The organism is Ferruginibacter sp., from assembly GCF_028288465.1.
GTDB lineage: Bacteria > Bacteroidota > Bacteroidia > Chitinophagales > Chitinophagaceae > Ferruginibacter.
This window is the reverse complement of sequence record NZ_JAQBNR010000042.1, coordinates 1-16,536: the sequence shown is the minus strand read 5'-3', so window position 1 is coordinate 16,536 and position 16,536 is coordinate 1. Positions and strand designations below refer to the sequence as shown.

Here is a 16,536-nt window from a genome sequence, read left to right as displayed (position 1 = left end):
AATATTCATTAAAACTCAAACTACTTTTATTTATTGCATCCATGTTTTATTTGAGTACTTTTCATGAGAGCAGCATGTTATTGCAGTATCATATCAGCTGCTTTTTCTGCAATCATATACACAGGGGCGTTTGTGTTACCCGATACAATTGTTGGCATCACAGAGGCATCCACTACCCGCAGGTTTTCGATGTTGTGTACCCGGAGGCTATTGTCTACAACAGCCATTTCATCCTTGCCCATTTTACAGGTGCCAACGGGGTGATACACAGTCTCTACACTTTTTTGTATGTGCAGTAAAATGGCTTCATCACTGCTGCAATCCGGTGGGTAAAGCAGTTCTTTGCGGTAGATATCAAATGCAGCAGCGGCCATTATTTCGATGGCTTTTTTACCGGCTGCTATCAGCAATTTTTTATCTGCTTCTGCACTTAAAAAATTGGGTTGTATAATCGGGAAGTCGAATGGATTGTTGCTGCGCAAGCTGACATAGCCGCGGCTCTGGGGCCTTAGTAATGTGGGCAAAATGCTATAACCATCGTTGTCAGCAGGAAATGTTTTTGCATCATAAAAATCTACATTGTATTGATTGCCCACCTGGAAAGAAGCAAAATGCAACTGGTAATCTACGCGGCCGGGACTTTGGTTTGTACTGCCAAAAGCTACCGCTTCCAATGGGCCAATGGTTAACGGACCTTTTTTAAAAGCCAGGTATTGCAGCAAGTCCTTCAGTTGATGCAATGGCTGCAGGTGATGGTTTTGCCCAAGCTGCTGCCTGGCCAGCGTACTAACAGGATAAAAAAGATGATCCTGTAAATTTTTTCCAACGCCGGGTAATGGATGTAAGCAATCAATACCCAATTCCTTTAATTCATCTTTATCTCCAATGCCTGAAAGCATTAATAATTGCGGCGAGGCAAAGGAACCTGCTGATAGTATGACTTCTTTAGCGGCCTTTATTTCTTGGGTAGAATTGTTACCTGTCATCAACTCCACGCCAACCGCTTTATGCTGTTGAAGGATAATTTTTTTGATGTGCGCATTGGTTAAAACAACGAGGTTTTTTCTGTTCATTGCAGGCTTTAAAAAGGCCACTGCCGAGCTTTGTCTTTTGCCGTCTTTAATATTAAATTGAAATGGACCAACGCCTCCCATTTGCGCACCGTTGTAATCATTGTTTTCTGCGAAGCCACATTGCATGGAGGCTTTTATAAAGGCGCTGGCAAAAGGAGTTTTAAAACGTTTGGCGAAGCCGGTAGTCAGCTCACCCTGTTGCCCGTGGTAATCGTTCAACAGGTCTTCATTATTTTCTGATTTTTTAAAATAGGGAAGTACATCGTCATAACTCCAGCCCTCATTACCAAGCGCAGCCCAATCGTTGTAATCTGCTTTATTGCCCCTCACATATGCCATTGCATTGGTGGAGCTGCAACCGCCCAACACTTTGCCTCTTGGTAAATAAATTTTCCGGTTTAACACGTGCTCCTGCGGTTCGGTCCAGTAACCATTCCAGTCTGCCTTACTGCGGTGTAGTTTGATATAGCCTGCCGGAATATGGATCTCCATTTTTTTATCCGGACCGCCGGCTTCTACCAGCAAGACTTTATTTGCAGGGTCGGCGGATAGCCGGTTAGCCAGCACACAACCAGCACTTCCGGCACCGATAATAATGTAATCATACAGCATAGCGATCATTTTAAAAGTCCATGCCGGGTTATAAAAGGAGATGTGGCAAGTGCCTGTAAAGTACAAATATTATGAGCTTTAATAAAGAAAGGCGCAGCATTTTCTGCTGCGCCTTGTTAAAGAAGCATCCAACAATCAACTAAAAGGATTGTCAAGAATATTAAAGTTGCCACCTTCGTTATTTTCCAGTGCTGAATGTATTTCATTTTCCAGCAAGCCACTGCCTCCGCCCCAGTGCTGAATGATTTTTATGTTAGGATTTTGCAGTGTAAAGATCTTGCGCAATTTAAGTTCGCTATCATTTTCAATGCCGCCACCAAGCAGTACTAAATCATATGGATGCTGGTGAAACAGTTCAATGGCTGCCTCGTCTTCACTTGTTCCGGTAGCATTCCATTCTTCATTTTTATTAACCAACCGGACCACGGTTTGCAGAATGTCTGCATCCCTGCCGATTACCAATATTTGTATTTTGTTCATTTTATTTTTTTAGTCAGTGGGTTGGTGAATGTAGAGTGGTCAGTGGTGAGTATGTTACAGCGCATCGTGACTGTGCTCCCTATTCACGATTCACCACTGACCATTCACTATTACATTGTCATAGGCACTTCCATCAGTAAAAATTCAGCATCGCTTTCGGCTGTAATCTGCACTTTGTCTGTATCCCAGATGCCGAAGCCATCGCGGGTCTTTAATAACTGATTATCTACTTTTAAATCGCCTTTTAAATTAAACACATACAGGCCATTTCCTTTTGCCTTAAACTGGTATTCCGTGGTGGTGCCTTTATCAAAATTGGCTAAATGAAACCAGGCATTCTGATGGATCCAAACACCGGCATCATCAGGGTTAGGAGATAAAATCTGCTGCAATTTATTTTTCCTGTCTTCCAGGTTTAAAGGAATCTGGTCGTACCGCGGGGTGACATTTTTTTTGTTGGGGAACACCCATATCTGCAGGAACTTAACCGTGCTGTTGGTGCTCTTATTGTATTCGCTGTGCTGTATTCCTGTACCGGCGCTCATCACCTGTATCTCGCCATTTTTTATAACGGCTACATTACCCATACTGTCTTTATGTTCCAGGTCGCCTTCCAGCGGAATGCTGATGATTTCCATGTTATCATGCGGATGTGTGCCGAAGCCTCTACCGCCTGCAACGGTATCATCATTTAATACCCGCAGCACGCCAAAGTGCATTCTTTCGGGATTATAATAGTTTGCAAAACTAAACGTGTGTTTGCTGTGCAGCCAGCCATGGTTTGCATCACCACGGGTATCGGCTTTATGTAATACTGTGTTTGCCATAATTGTAGTATTTATATTTTTAAAAAGTTTGATTAAAAATTGATACTGCAAAGATGCACATTAACACCTGCCATTTGCAATAAGGCAGGTTAAGAAATCAGCTTAATGTAGGTTAAGATATTTTGACTTTCGAACGCTCATTGCGCAGCTTACTCAAAAATTCCGGCGTAACGCCAATATAGGAAGCAATCAATTTTTGCGGCAGATCGTGTATCAGCGTAGGATAAGTGTTGCAGAAATTGCCGTAGCGCTGGCTGGCAGTTAAACTCAGACTATCTACCAATCTTTGGCGGCTGCTCACCAAAGAATTTTCAGTAACGATCCTGAAATATCGTTCCAGTGCCGGTATTTTGTCAAATAAAGCGAGTTGATTTTTGCGGCTTAATAGATAGACTTCTGTATCCATCAATGCATCAATATTTAAATGGCCTTCCTGTTCAGAAATGAAACTGTACATGTCGGTAATCCACCAGCCTTCCGGCGCAAATTGAAGGATATGTTCAAAGCCATTTGGATCGATGGAATAGGAGCGCAGGCAACCGCTTATGACAAAGGCGACTTCCTTTGCTACCTGGCCTTCATGCAGGAGGAACTGTCTTTTTTTAATGGCTTTAAACACTAAAAAATCGGACAGCATTTCCTGCTCTGTGTTTGATAAATGGATATGCTTTTGTAAACTGTCAATTAATTTTTGAACGCTCATGTAGCAAATGTAAACATTCAGGTTTTGAATAAATGCAAAGAGGCAAGCCAGTTACAGGGGCTTGCCTCTTTGCAAACTAAAAAGGAATTGAAAAATTAATCTACTCTGGCAAAACCTTTACCATAATATTTTTAAAATGCACTTCACTCTTTGGATCGTGACCCTGTAATGCAAAAGTACCGCTGGATATCCTGCGTAAGGAATCACCACCTTCACGTTTCAAATTTTCGGGCTCTGTATATTCTACTACTGTTTTGTCATTGATTTTTATGGTTACTTTTTTACCGACCACCTTAATGTATTCGGTGTACCATTCATTGTCTTTTACATACACTTCTTTTACGTCCTGTATGCCATACAGGCTGCCAGTTCTGCGCCAGTCGGTGTGCGAATTGTTTACCTGTACTTCGTAACCTTTGGCGGGCCAGCCACCCTGCTGAAAGTCAGTGTGAAAATAGATGCCGGAGTTGGATCCGGGATAAGTCATCACATCGGCCTTAAATTCAAAATTTTTAAACTGGTGTTGCTGTATTGGGCCATCGTAAAACAAATGGGCGGTTTCGCCATGCACTGCAATGGTGCCATCCTGCACGCTGAATGTAGCCGCATGGTCGCCCACTTTCCAGTTGGTCAGTGTCTTGCCATCAAACAAAGCAACCCAGCCATCATCAGCAGGCTTTGCTATAAACGCGGTTACAGAAAACAAGGCGGTACAAACTGCTAAAATCAGGAGGACTTTTTTCATGAAATGTATTTAATCAGTAAACAATAATTGCAGATACGAATCTACTTTGTTTTTTCCGGGTTTCATCTGAAGGGTTTCCCACACCGGTCGCTTAAGCAGTAGAGGAATCAATATAATATTGAACCAGTCTTTGTGTCTTCTGTTGCCGTTGTTTCGTTATGTGAAATTGCTTACTTGTAAAATAACTTTTCCCTGTTGGCAAGCTCGCTGGATACATATTGTTTTAAAAAAGCCTGTTGCTCTAAAACCCTTGTCGCAAGGCGGTTCAGCCGGTCCTGAATGCTGCTGGTATCGTACTGTGCATTCTCTACCGTTTCACCAATGTGTTTTATTTTGTTGCGGGCAGCCGCCAGCAATTTATCGATGGGATTCAGCATGGCCGCAGTTTCAACATCCGGCCTGGCGGGTATAAAACGATTGTTGCGGTAAGTAACAAAATTGTTAAAGATGGAAGTGGCTTTGTTAAGATCAGCCACTGCGCCGTTGTAATAATTCATATCCTGATCGCCATATACAATCGCAATTTTCATGTCCACATAATTCCGCCAAACCCGGGTCATTTCATCGTTGGTGCCCGCCTGCTTTATCCGCCGGGAAGTTGCTTCCAGTTGCTGCAGACTATCCAGTTGCATAAAGCTATCTACCGAGTCAGCGACGTTCCAGGCAAGGGCATTTTTTTTAGCACCCGAACGGCCATTGTTAAACTCCTGCTGCGATACAGGTTGCGGTAACAATTGCCAGAGCGGATCGAAAGGCATGTGTGTTTCGATGAACTGCGCCGGGGGTAATAAAAACCAGTTGGTATGGTAACCAACACCCGCATCCCAGGTTGGGTCGCAGAGCAGCCATTCTTTATCCAGCTGAACAGCGCTCCAGCTATGGCCGCTTCTTTTGATATTGCCAGCGACATTGGTATAACCCGTGATGGTAAAAGCCGGGATGCCACATTTGGAAACAATGTCTGTAAAAACGGTGGCAAAATTTTCGCACACACCTTTTCTTCGCCTGATAGTAGATGCTGCTTTTGTATGTTCATCCACGCCCCAGTTGATATTGTACATGCTGTCTTTATCGTAGCGGATGTTAGCGGTAACCCAGCCATAAATAGCTTCCAGCTTATCGCGGTCTGTTGTAAAATTATCCTGCACGTAACTTGCTATGGATGTGGTAGAATAGGTTTGCGCCGCTGGAATAAAATAACTTCCCCGCTGGCCTTTTGTAATAAGCACACAACCTAACAGCAACATTGAAAACAGGCAAGATTTCATCTACTAAAATTATTATAAATTCAGCATAACAAAAAGCGAAAAATGCGGTATGCATTCCAAAGCAATTGCAATGATGGTGAATGCCGCTTTAAAGAATATCTTTGAAATTCAGCCAACTTTAAATTTCACTATGCATACAAACCGGTTGCTGGTATTCAGCAGTTCAAGAGCGGGTAACGGTGGTTACCTGGAAACAGCCCTGGAACCCATTAAAAACTTTTTGGGTGACAGCGCTTTGACGATTGCCTTTATTCCTTTTGCATCGGTAGATGGGGATTATGAAGCCTATGCAGCAATGGTTCGTTTGGGTTTGGGTAGCTTGCCTCATACTATCATAACCGTACAGCCGGAAAATGCCAAAGCGACGATTGAAAAGGCTGATGTGATCATGGTAGGTGGCGGCAATACCTTTAAATTATTGCATGATATTTATGATTGCCAGTTGCTGGATATTATCCGTGATAAAGTGAACAAGGGCATACTTTATATTGGCTGGAGCGCCGGATCAAATATTACCGGCCCGGGTATTGGCACTACGAACGATATGCCAGTGATTGCACCCAAAAGTTTTAATGCATTGGGTTTGTTGCCGTTTCAAATTAACCCACATTATACCAATGCAAAACCAGCAGGCCATCATGGTGAAACCCGTGACCAGCGGCTGGAAGAATTTATGCAGATGAATCCTGGCTTACCAATTGTTGCGTTGCCGGAAGGAACTTTTTTACAACTGGAAGCTGCCCACCTGCAATTTTCCGGAGGGCAACCGGGTATGTTATTTTATTGGGATGAAAATGAAAAAGCCACAAAGCGGGAAATCATTCCTGGAGAAGACCTTTCGTTCTTATTGTAGGGTGTTGTTCTTTCACACAAAGGGAACAACGAAACTTCCGGGGTGGGTCACCCCAGTAAGGGTGGCTCACCCCGGAAATTTGCGGCGTGTAAAAAATACCAAGGTGAGCCACCCTTTTGGGGTGACCCACCTTGGTATTAAAAAGGGAAATTTTACCTGGGGAAGCCCTTTCGCTTTTATTGTAATGTTTCTACCCTGGTCAACACGGTGAAAATATTTTATGCAGCGGAGGCGGCTTGACGTTACTATTATGCAGATAAAATCGTAACAAACCGAAGGCGTTCAAAAAAGCTGCTATTTTACAAGAGGGCGATGCCCGCCCGGATGAATCCGTTCGGACGGGCAACGATGATCCACATTGCTTTGTAGCCCGGACCAATATTATTTATACGCATCAATGGGAATGATGCTGCCATCTTTCCGGTATTTCAACTCCGTTACTTTTACGTTGCGCAAATGTGTTTGGCCGCTTAGCTGCGCATCATGGTAAAACAGATACCATTTGCCTTTTATTTGTACAATCGAGGTATGACTCGTCCAGCCGTCTACGGGTTTTAAAATAATGCCTTTGTAGGTAAACGGACCATAGGGGCTGTTGCCCATGGCATAGCAGATATTATGTGTGTCGCCGGTGGAATAACTGAAATAGTATTTGCCTTTGTACAGGTGCATCCAGGCGCCTTCAAAAAAACGTTTGTCGTTGCTGGCTTCGTAAAAAGGTTTGCCATTTTCATCCAGCATTACAACTTCCTTTGCCGGTTCTGCAAAGCTTTTCATGTCGGCGTTTAGCTTCGCAACTTTTGGTAATACCGCCAATTCATCCGGCTTGCGTTGGGGTGTTGTCGAATCGTACACGCCATTTGTCCAGCGATGCAACTGACCGCCCCAGATACCACCGAAATATAAATAGTAGCTGCCATCCTTGTCTTTAAAAATGCAGGGGTCGGTGCTGTAACTTCCTTTAATCGGCGCCGGTTCGGCTTTAAAAGGACCGGTTGGTTTTTTGCCGGTGGCTACGCCGATCCTGAAAACATCCTGTTTGTCTTTTAGCGGAAAATACAAATAGTAGGTACCATTTTTATAAGCCGCATCGGGTGCCCATAGCTGGCGGCCCGCCCAGGGGATGTCTTTTATATCCAGCGCCACACCATTGTCTGTAACCTTTCCACCGATGCTGTCCATCGACAACACATGATAATCCTTCATTACAAAATGATCACCGTTTGCTGGAACAGCTGCATCGATATCGTGCGAATTGTAAATGTATATTTTGCCATTGAACACATGCACAGCAGGATCGGCTGTATAGATGCTGGTAATGAGCGGTTGCGAAATAGGCAATCGCTTTTTTTGCTGTGCAGAGCTGACTAAAAATGCAGCCATCAATGTGGCAACAAAAAAAGCTGTTCGGTAATTGAAGTGTAGCATATGGTGAGGGTGGGTCACCCCAAAAAGGGTGGCTCACCCGGTGAATTTGTAGAGTATTAAAAGGTGACCGTTAAGCCATACTTTTTTGATAACCCGGTGAAATTGTGTTTTGAAAAAAAGTCTCCAGGTGAGCCACCCTTTTGGGGTGACCCACCTGGAGACTGCGGGTGCAAAAGTATCAAGGAGAGCCACCCTTTTTGGGGTACCCACCCTTTGTATTAAATGTACCGGTTGATGATATTTTCCAAATATTCCTGCTGACCGCTGATGGTTTTTGGTTCGCCATTTTCAGCTGCATAAGTTCTTAAATCTTCCAGTGATAATTTGCCGGCTTCATATTCAGCTCCCTTGCCACTATCAAAACTGGCGTAGCGGTTGGTGCGGATTTTTTTGTAATCAGATTTATTCAACACCGCATCCGCAACGATCAGTGCCCTGGCGAAAGTATCCATGCCGCCAATGTGTGCGTAGAACAAATCAGCAGGGTCGGTTGAGTTTCTGCGGATCTTCGCATCGAAGTTGATACCGCCACCGCCAAAGCCACCGGCTTCTAAAATTACCAGCATCGCTTCTGCCAGTTCATTTACATTGTTGGGGAACTGGTCGGTATCCCATCCATTCTGGTAATCACCGCGGTTGGCATCAATGCTGCCCAGCATGCCGGTATCGGCTGCTACTTGTAACTCGTGTTGAAAAGTATGTCCTGCAAGAGTAGCATGGTTTACTTCAATGTTTAATTTAAAATCATTCTGCAAATCAAACTGGCGTAAAAAGCCTATCACGGTTTCACTGTCGTAATCGTATTGGTGCTTGCTTGGTTCGCATGGTTTTGGTTCAATAAAGAAAGTGCCTTTAAAACCATTCTTACGGGCGTAATCTTTTGCCGTATGTAAAAAGCGGGCCATGTGCTCCTTCTCTCTTTTCATGTTGGTGTTCAGCAGACTCATGTAACCTTCACGGCCACCCCAGAAAACATAGTTTTCGCCACCCAATGCGATGGTTGCATCCAGCGCCGCTTTTACCTGAGCGCCGCCATGTGCCAGCACATGAAAATCAGGATTGGTGGAAGCGCCGTTCATATATCTTTTATGAGAAAACAAATTGGCCGTACCCCATAATAATTTTACACCGCTGGCAGCCTGCTTTTGTTTCAGGTATGCTGTCATGGCCTGTAGGCGGCGGTCGTTTTCATTTACATCATTGGTATAATCTACCACATCCACATCATGAAAACAGTAGTAAGGCAAACCCAGTTTGGTAATGAATTCAAAAGCCGCATCCGCTTTGTCTTTTGCTCTTTCCACGGCATCCGCCTTTTCGTTCCAGGGATGCAAATGCGTTGGTTCACCAAAAGGATCACCCCCATTACCTACGAACGAATGCCAGTATGCGCAGGCAAAACGTAAATATTCTTTCATGGGTTTACCGGCTACGATTTTATTTTCATCGTACCAGCGAAAAGCCATAGGGTTATCACTTTCAACACCTTCAAATTTTACCTGCCCGATGCCTTTAAAAAATTCTTTGTTACCTGTTACTACTGACATATTTTTTTAGTTTGCCCTTATCTTAAAAAAGGATAAGGAAGTTTAGAAATTGTATGTTTGATTGTTGTTTTGTTTATTTGACCGGCGACCGCTTTTTAATTAAACTTTATTGCCGACGCTCCATTCATAATTTGTTTTTCATGGCGGCTTTTTTCCGAATTGATATAGTTATTCATAAAGGGCATCCTTTCAACTAACCCATATTTTTATCCAGCAATTGTTTCCATTCTGCGTATAGTTCATCATATAATTTAGCCTGTGTAGGTTCTACCAGATCCAACGGTTTCGAATTGGTGAAAGCTTCTTTCGCTGTTTTGTAGAATCCAGCCCCAATGCCTGCACCTTTGGCCGCACCCACGCTGCCATCACAGTCGTGCAACTCCACCGGAACATTGGTGGCATTTACAAAACAATTGGTAAACACATCACTCAAAAACATATTGGCCTTGCCTGCACGAATCACTGACGGACGCATGCCATTTGCCCGCATAATATCAAAGCCATAACGGAATGCAAAGGCAATGCCTTCCTGGGCCGCCCTGAATAAATGCGCTGGTTTGTGCACGTTGAAATCAATATTGTGCATATGGCTTTGCACCAGTTTATTTTCCAGCATGCGTTCCACACCATTGCCAAAAGGGAGCATCTGCAAACCGTTGCTGCCAGGCTCAATGCCAGCTGCAGCCTGGTTCATTTCGTTGTAAGAGAATTTATTTCCGGTAATATTTTTTATCCAGCTGTTTAAAATGCCGGTGCCGTTGATGCAGAGCAACACGCCAATTCTTGTCTGTGTTTCTGTAAAATTTACATGTGCAAAGCTGTTGATCCTTGATTGCTGATCGTACACCAGCTGATCGCTTACACCATAGATCACGCCGGACGTTCCCGCTGTTGCTGCTACTTCGCCGGGCTCCAGCACATTCAGCGATAAAGCATTGTTTGGCTGATCTCCGGATTTGTATGCTACCGGGATACCTGCTGTTAAAGACAGCTTGTCGGCGATGCCTGCCTGAATACCACCATGGGGAGTAAATACTTCTTTTATTTCCGGTATTACTGAAGTTTCAAAACCGAAATAATTGAATACATCTTTTGACAATTCCTGGTTTTTAAAATCCCAGAAAATGCCTTCGCTCAAAGAAGAAACGCTGGTGGTAATTTCACCGGTTAGCTTCATGGCAATAAAATCGCCGGGCAACATGATCTTGTCAATCTGCGCATATTTTTCCGGCTCATTTTCTTTTACCCAGGCCAGCTTAGCGGCAGTAAAATTGCCAGGTGAGTTTAGTAAGTGCTGTAAGCTTTTTTCATGGCCGATGGCGTCAAAAGCCTTGTTGCCAATCTCTACCGCACGGCTGTCGCACCAGATAATACTATCACGCAACACCTGCTGGTTTTTATCCACACAAACCAACCCGTGCATCTGGTAGGCAATGCCGATGGCAATGATATCTTTTGAATTGTATTTTTTAGTAGCGTTTGCTTTCAGGATAGCCTGCTGTACATTTTCCCACCACATGTCCGGGCTTTGCTCTGCCCAGCCTTTCTGCAATGAAGTAATGCCGGTTTCTGTATCCGGGTATTGTACCGTGGTAATACATTGTTGGGTTTGCGCATCTACAATGGCGACTTTAATAGAAGAAGTTCCTACATCAATACCTAATAACAGCATACAGCAATTTTAAAACACTATGATACAATCGTTTTTTAAAAGATAAAGGTCCGGCTTTTACGGTGTTTATACAACCGCTATTTTTAAAATAAAATATGCTATCTTATCAGTTATTGATACATTTATGCGAAATAGTTGATAAGATAGCAGCTAATGGATATTCATTATGAAAACACTGATTCAAAAAATACACCTGGAAGAGCACCAGAGTTTTGCCTGCCGCACCTACCGTACGCCCGATTTTGAGACCAACTGGCACCGCCACGAAGAGTTTGAACTGATACTGATTACCGAGGGGTACGGAACCGCCATGATTGGCGATTTTATAGGCGAGTACCAGCCCGGCGACCTGTATTTTATCGCAGGCAATTTGCCGCACTGGTTTAAAAAGCAGCACCATAAAATAACAGGCAGTGCTGTGGTAGTGCATTTTAAACAGGAAATTTTTGGCCGGGAATTTTTACAACTGCCCGAACTAAAATCAGTGTACCAATTATTGCAAAAAAATGACGGCATACAAATACATCCTAAACTAAAAAAAGAGATTGCAAGCTTTATAAATGAGCTGCAGGAAATGAAAGGCTTCCAGCGAATGAATGCACTGTTGCAGTGTTTGCAGAAGATCAGTACCACGCCGCATTACACCATGCTTACACAAAATTTTGCATCGCATAACAACCATATTAATCCTGCCATTGAAAAAATTATTGACTTCTCTTTTAAACGTTACCTGACGCCGGTAACATTACAGCAGGTGGCAGATGTTGCAGATATGAGTATCCCCACTTTCTGCCGTTTTTTTAAAAAGAACATCAAGAAAACTTATTTTGATTTTATCCAGGACCTGCGCATCAGCCACGCCTGTAAATTACTCACCAACAGCAACAAACCGGTAATGGAAATTTGTTACGAAAGCGGCTACAACAGCTGGGCGCATTTCAGCAAACAATTTAAGCAGGTAAAGCAACTAACGCCATCGCAGTATCGCAAAGAGTTTGAGGATAAGGCCAATGTCTGATGGCGGATTTTTTGATGTCTGATGGCTGATTTCTTCCGGGTTGTTACTTTATTTTTCCTGGAAGGAGCTTGCACTTTCATAACAACAGCGGATTAATCTAAATTCAAAATCGCCATGAGAAATTGCTCATGGCGATCTTAATATTGCATTAAATCTAACCTCGTTTTATAAAAACACTGCCATTCGTAATTTTATCCGAATTTCAGAAAATCAGACATCAAAAAATGAGCCATCTGACATGCTCTCTACCGGTGAAAACTTTCGCTGACAAACTTCAGTACCTCTGGTAGGGCTGTTCTCCAGTAGGTCCAGTTGTGAGCGCCGTCTCTTACGCGAAACTCATGTTTTATTTTTCTGTCTGTTAACAGTGCATGTAATTCCATATTGCCTTTTATTAAAAAATCATCATCCCCGCAATCAATGTAAAAACGCACGGTGTTCAGTTTTTCAGCAGGAGTGGTGGCAACAATTTTCAGGATAGAATTTTTATACCACGTGTCAGTCAGGTGTTTTTTTCCTTCTGCATTGGTACCAAACAATTCATTGAATTTATAGTTGGTCCAGTCTGTTTGCGGCAGTTCAGCAATATGGTCATCATTCCAAACAGCAGCGCTTAACGGCGCACAGGCAGCAAATAATTCAGGGTGTTTTGTTCCGTAAATTAAAGAGCCGTAACCGCCCATTGATAAGCCTGCTACAGCACGAAATTCTTTCTTGTTACGTGTTTTATAAACAGAATCGATGTAGGGAATAAATTCTTTTACAAAGAAATCTTCAAACGGCACTTTGCCCGCTGCATCATTGATATACCAGGATACACCCGCATCCGGCATAGCGATGATCATTTGTGTGGCATCACCTTTGGCAATGGTTTCGTTGGTAATTTTTTGCATTTCACCAAATTGTGTCCAGCCGGTTTCGTCGTCGCTGTAACCATGCAATAAATACAGCACGGGGTACCTGCGTTGCGAATTTTCATAATCAGCCGGCAGGTAAATAGAATACTTCACATCTTTGCCCAATATCTTACTGTGGATAACGAGGCTTTCCGTGGCTTTTCCCTGGGAAAAAGAAAAGGCGCAGATAAAAATGAAGAAAAGAAAAGAGATAAGTTTTTTCATGTGTCGATCGTTTATTTTGGGCTGTAATATCGACAATAAAAATTAACAGCCCATAAATCAACAAAGAAAAACCAGGAGCACCTGTTTGCGTAGTCAAACTGCTAAAAATAAAAAACGGATACATTGCGTTGTGCATGGTATCCGTTTTATAATGAGTTCAGTTTTTTATTTTATAAAAGCCCTTGTAGCCTGGGCATTGCCAGCCGTGGTAACTTTGAGGTAATATTTCCCTTCTGCCAAATGAGATACAGCTAAACTGATTCGTGTAGATGGAGTGGTTAAATATTGTTTTGTCTGCTTCAATACAACCCCCGCACTGTTCACCAAAGTAATAATAGCCAGCTCATTTTTTGTACTGCTGATATCTGCTGTTACAGTAGAAGCACTGTTACTGGTAAATAAGCGGGCAATTTTAAGTACATTATTGTTATTGTTGATGCTGATGGTACTTGAATACAGCGAACGGGCAGGTTCAGTCACTTTCAGCCGGTAGAAGCTGTGGCCAGGCAATGGATTTCTATCTGTGGCAGCAAAATCACCCGAAGTGTTGGGTGTAACTGAGGTAAGGGAAAAAATAGGTTCAAAATCAAGCCCGGTAGCACTTCTTTCAATTTCAAAAACAGTGTTTAGTTCCTGTTGTTCTATGTGCCAGTTCAGTTCCGTACCAGTATTTTTTAACTGTCCGTTAAAGCGGGTGATCTGTAAGGGCAGTACAACAAATCCAAAAATGTTTTTGGCTTGTACCCGCTCAAAAAGAAACCGGTGCCCAAGATCGTTGGGATGCATATCTGTATAAGGATCTTTTCTGTCAGGCCGTAGCATATTTAGTCCGTCGGAAGTAACAAGGTCGTCCCAAAAGTTAACGGCAAAAGTGCCAAACTGGGCCAGGATAGAATCCTTCATATCATATAAGTCCTGCCGTTGACTTACAGAATAGTCATCACGTGGCTGGGCTGTGGTGATATAACATTTGGCACCGGAGGCGGTAATGGTACTATACATCTGCCGCAGGTTATACATGGTTTCATTGATAGAAAATCCTGCACCCTCGTCATTGCTGGGCAGGTTGATAATCACCACATCTGGCGTATAACTCAATGCCATGGTAACATTGTGCATTGGGTCAGGAGATGGTCTTCCGGGCGGTACATAACAACCGCTATACATTTCATCATAGGTGGTATATCCGCCGATAGCAATATTGTAAAATAAGGTATCAGTTCCGTCGCTTGTATTTACATTGAAACTGCTTTCCAGTAATCCACCCCAGGATAGCGCATAACTGGTGGCGCCATATCCTGCCGCCGTTGAAGAGCCCATAATGACAACTTTTTTTTGAGCAATCACTCCATGGGATAAACAAAGCATCAATCCTAAAACCAGCGGAAGGAATAATTTACGGTTCATAGTGTATCGGTTAAAAGCAAAATCTCACTGTTCTATGCAAGTTATTTGAGCAGTCAGAAATATTTTGGAAATAGAGAATGTATAATTTTGTTATCAACAATAACATTGATACGTGCCTAACGCTCCAATAGCCTTAATATTGCGTTCTGCCGGCAGTTTTAGCCGATGAACAAAATGGGCTATTTTTACCAAAATCATTAATAACACGGGGTTATGGAGCATATAAAACAATTATTTAAACAATACTGCAAAGATGCCATAACAGACATTGAAACCATACCGCAAAGCGGGGGCGACAGGGTTTATTACAGGATTAAAACTGCGGAACGTTCTTTTATAGCAACAACCAATTATAATATAAAGGAAAATGAAGCCTTCCTGTATTTTAGCGAACAGTTTAAAAAATGTGGTAGCCCGGTGCCGGAAATATATGCCGTAAATGAAAACAAAACGGCCTACCTGCAACAGGATATGGGGGAAGCTTCTTTGCTCAATATCCTGGAAGAGGAAGGGTTTACGGATCGTGTATATAATTTGTTTCAAAAAAGTCTGCTGGCATTGGCTGGCCTGCAGGTACATGGCGATAGCGGCCTGGATTATACCTACTGCATCACCAGCAGTGCTTTCGGCAAGCAGGCAATTTTGAGCGACCTGTTATATTTTAAATATTATTTTTTAGACACGCTGAAGATAGCGTACGATAAAGAAAAGCTGGTAGATGAATTTGAAACCCTCAGCAATAATTTATTTAATACCGAACATAAGTATTTTATGTTCCGTGATTTTCAAAGCAGGAACATTATAGTTAAAGATGATGCAGTACATTTTATAGATTACCAGGGCGGCATGAAGGGAGCAGTGCAATATGATGTTGCTTCTTTGCTCTGGCAGGCCAAGGCTAACCTGGGCGACGAATGGAAGAGCAGCCTGCTGCAGTATTATATTGGTTGCCTGGAAAACCTGTTACAGCAACCGGTGGATAAGGCGAAATTTGAAGAAGAATACAACGGTTATGTATTGATCCGCTTATTACAGGTATTGGGCGCCTATGGTTTTCGCGGCCTTTTTGAAAGAAAGGCACATTTTTTAACCAGCATTCCCCTGGCATTGCAAAACCTCGGGTGGTTTATGCAACATAAAAACACCGGGCTGGGATTACCTGAGTTTGAGCGCTTGTTACACCTGATTACAGCCGATGAAGTAATTAAAAAATTCCAACCGGTTAAAGCCAGTTCCGATACGCCACTGCTGGTAAAAGTGAATAGTTTTTCTTTTATAAAAAGTGGTTATCCAAGAGAAGAAACTACCAACGGTGGCGGATTTGTGTTTGATATGCGGGGCATATTAAACCCCGGCAGAATTGAGGAGTATAAAAAATTAACAGGCCGCGATAAGCCCGTAAAGGAGTACCTGGAACAGCAGACTAAAATGCCGGAGTTTTTAAGCAGTGTGTATGCAGTGGTGGATATTTCAGTAGAAGATTATATCGCCCGTGGGTTTGAAAATTTAACCATCAATTTTGGTTGTACAGGCGGACAGCACCGCAGTGTATACGCTGCTGATGCAGTGGCGAGACATTTAAGAAATAAATACGGGGTGAAAATTGTAGTGAATCATATTGAACAAAAGATAACAGAAACAAAAGGATAATTGCTTATGAAAGCCATGATATTTTCAGCCGGGCTGGGAACCCGTTTTAAACCCTGGACAGATACACACCCCAAAGCACTGGCGCTGGTAAATGGCAAGTCTTTATTGCAAAGAAATATTGAATACCTGCAG

The 16,536-nt window shown here is 42.9% G+C and carries 14 protein-coding genes; 3 read left to right on the top strand and 11 right to left on the bottom strand.

What is annotated here, in order from left to right:
• Positions 1–77: 77 nt before the first annotated feature.
• The 6 genes from JWR61_RS16220 to JWR61_RS16195 all read right to left on the bottom strand — a co-directional run bounded on the left by JWR61_RS16220 (position 78) and on the right by JWR61_RS16195 (position 5,708).
• Positions 78–1,685, bottom strand: coding sequence for a GMC family oxidoreductase (locus JWR61_RS16220; protein ID WP_301928798.1), 1,608 nt, complete (start codon positions 1,683–1,685; stop codon positions 78–80).
• 135 nt (positions 1,686–1,820) lie between these two features.
• The gene (locus JWR61_RS16215; RefSeq protein ID WP_301928797.1) at positions 1,821–2,165 is read right to left on the bottom strand and encodes a hypothetical protein; all 345 of its coding nucleotides are present in this window, start codon (positions 2,163–2,165) and stop codon (positions 1,821–1,823) included.
• Positions 2,166–2,275: 110 nt separating this feature from the next.
• Entirely contained in the window at positions 2,276–2,992 is a 717-nt protein-coding gene (locus tag JWR61_RS16210) for a pirin family protein (protein ID WP_301928796.1), read from the bottom strand.
• A gap of 112 nt (positions 2,993–3,104) precedes the next feature.
• Complete coding sequence (locus tag JWR61_RS16205; RefSeq protein WP_301928795.1) at positions 3,105–3,695, bottom strand: Crp/Fnr family transcriptional regulator; 591 nt, start codon at positions 3,693–3,695, stop codon at positions 3,105–3,107.
• A 100-nt stretch (positions 3,696–3,795) separates the two neighbouring features.
• Complete coding sequence (locus tag JWR61_RS16200; RefSeq protein WP_301928794.1) at positions 3,796–4,440, bottom strand: DUF1080 domain-containing protein; 645 nt, start codon at positions 4,438–4,440, stop codon at positions 3,796–3,798.
• A 170-nt stretch (positions 4,441–4,610) separates the two neighbouring features.
• Positions 4,611–5,708 (bottom strand): transglutaminase domain-containing protein, encoded by a 1,098-nt coding sequence (locus JWR61_RS16195; RefSeq protein WP_301928793.1) that lies wholly within the window; start codon positions 5,706–5,708, stop codon positions 4,611–4,613.
• A gap of 49 nt (positions 5,709–5,757) precedes the next feature.
• Between JWR61_RS16195 and pepE the strand changes: the two genes are divergently transcribed.
• Positions 5,758–6,561: a dipeptidase PepE gene (gene pepE / locus JWR61_RS16190; protein WP_301928792.1), complete on the top strand. Its 804-nt coding sequence runs from the start codon at positions 5,758–5,760 to the stop codon at positions 6,559–6,561.
• Positions 6,562–6,942: 381 nt separating this feature from the next.
• Here pepE and JWR61_RS16185 read toward each other — a convergent pair whose 3' ends face one another.
• From JWR61_RS16185 to JWR61_RS16175, 3 genes are all read right to left on the bottom strand, one after another.
• Positions 6,943–7,989, bottom strand: a complete 1,047-nt coding sequence (locus JWR61_RS16185; protein WP_301928791.1) for a glycoside hydrolase family 43 protein — start codon at positions 7,987–7,989, stop codon at positions 6,943–6,945.
• Positions 7,990–8,207: 218 nt separating this feature from the next.
• On the bottom strand, positions 8,208–9,536 hold the full coding sequence (xylA, locus tag JWR61_RS16180) for a xylose isomerase (protein WP_301928790.1): 1,329 nt from the start codon (positions 9,534–9,536) through the stop codon (positions 8,208–8,210).
• A gap of 193 nt (positions 9,537–9,729) precedes the next feature.
• Positions 9,730–11,208 carry a xylulokinase gene (locus JWR61_RS16175; protein WP_301928789.1) on the bottom strand — a complete coding sequence of 493 codons (1,479 nt, stop codon included), beginning with the start codon at positions 11,206–11,208 and terminating at the stop codon, positions 9,730–9,732.
• A 166-nt stretch (positions 11,209–11,374) separates the two neighbouring features.
• On the opposite strand from JWR61_RS16175, the gene JWR61_RS16170 reads away from it, so the two are divergent.
• Complete coding sequence (locus JWR61_RS16170; RefSeq protein WP_301928788.1) at positions 11,375–12,226, top strand: AraC family transcriptional regulator; 852 nt, start codon at positions 11,375–11,377, stop codon at positions 12,224–12,226.
• Between the two features lie 245 nt (positions 12,227–12,471).
• Here the strand turns inward: JWR61_RS16170 and JWR61_RS16165 are convergent, their stop codons facing one another.
• The gene (locus JWR61_RS16165) at positions 12,472–13,347 is read right to left on the bottom strand and encodes an esterase family protein (protein ID WP_301928787.1); all 876 of its coding nucleotides are present in this window, start codon (positions 13,345–13,347) and stop codon (positions 12,472–12,474) included.
• Positions 13,348–13,512: 165 nt separating this feature from the next.
• Positions 13,513–14,754, bottom strand: coding sequence for an SGNH/GDSL hydrolase family protein (locus tag JWR61_RS16160; RefSeq protein ID WP_301928786.1), 1,242 nt, complete (start codon positions 14,752–14,754; stop codon positions 13,513–13,515).
• Between the two features lie 213 nt (positions 14,755–14,967).
• Here JWR61_RS16160 and JWR61_RS16155 point away from each other — a divergent pair, with 213 nt between their 5' ends.
• Positions 14,968–16,404, top strand: a complete 1,437-nt coding sequence (locus tag JWR61_RS16155) for an RNase adapter RapZ (protein WP_301928785.1) — start codon at positions 14,968–14,970, stop codon at positions 16,402–16,404.
• The last annotated feature ends 132 nt before the right edge of the window (positions 16,405–16,536 follow it).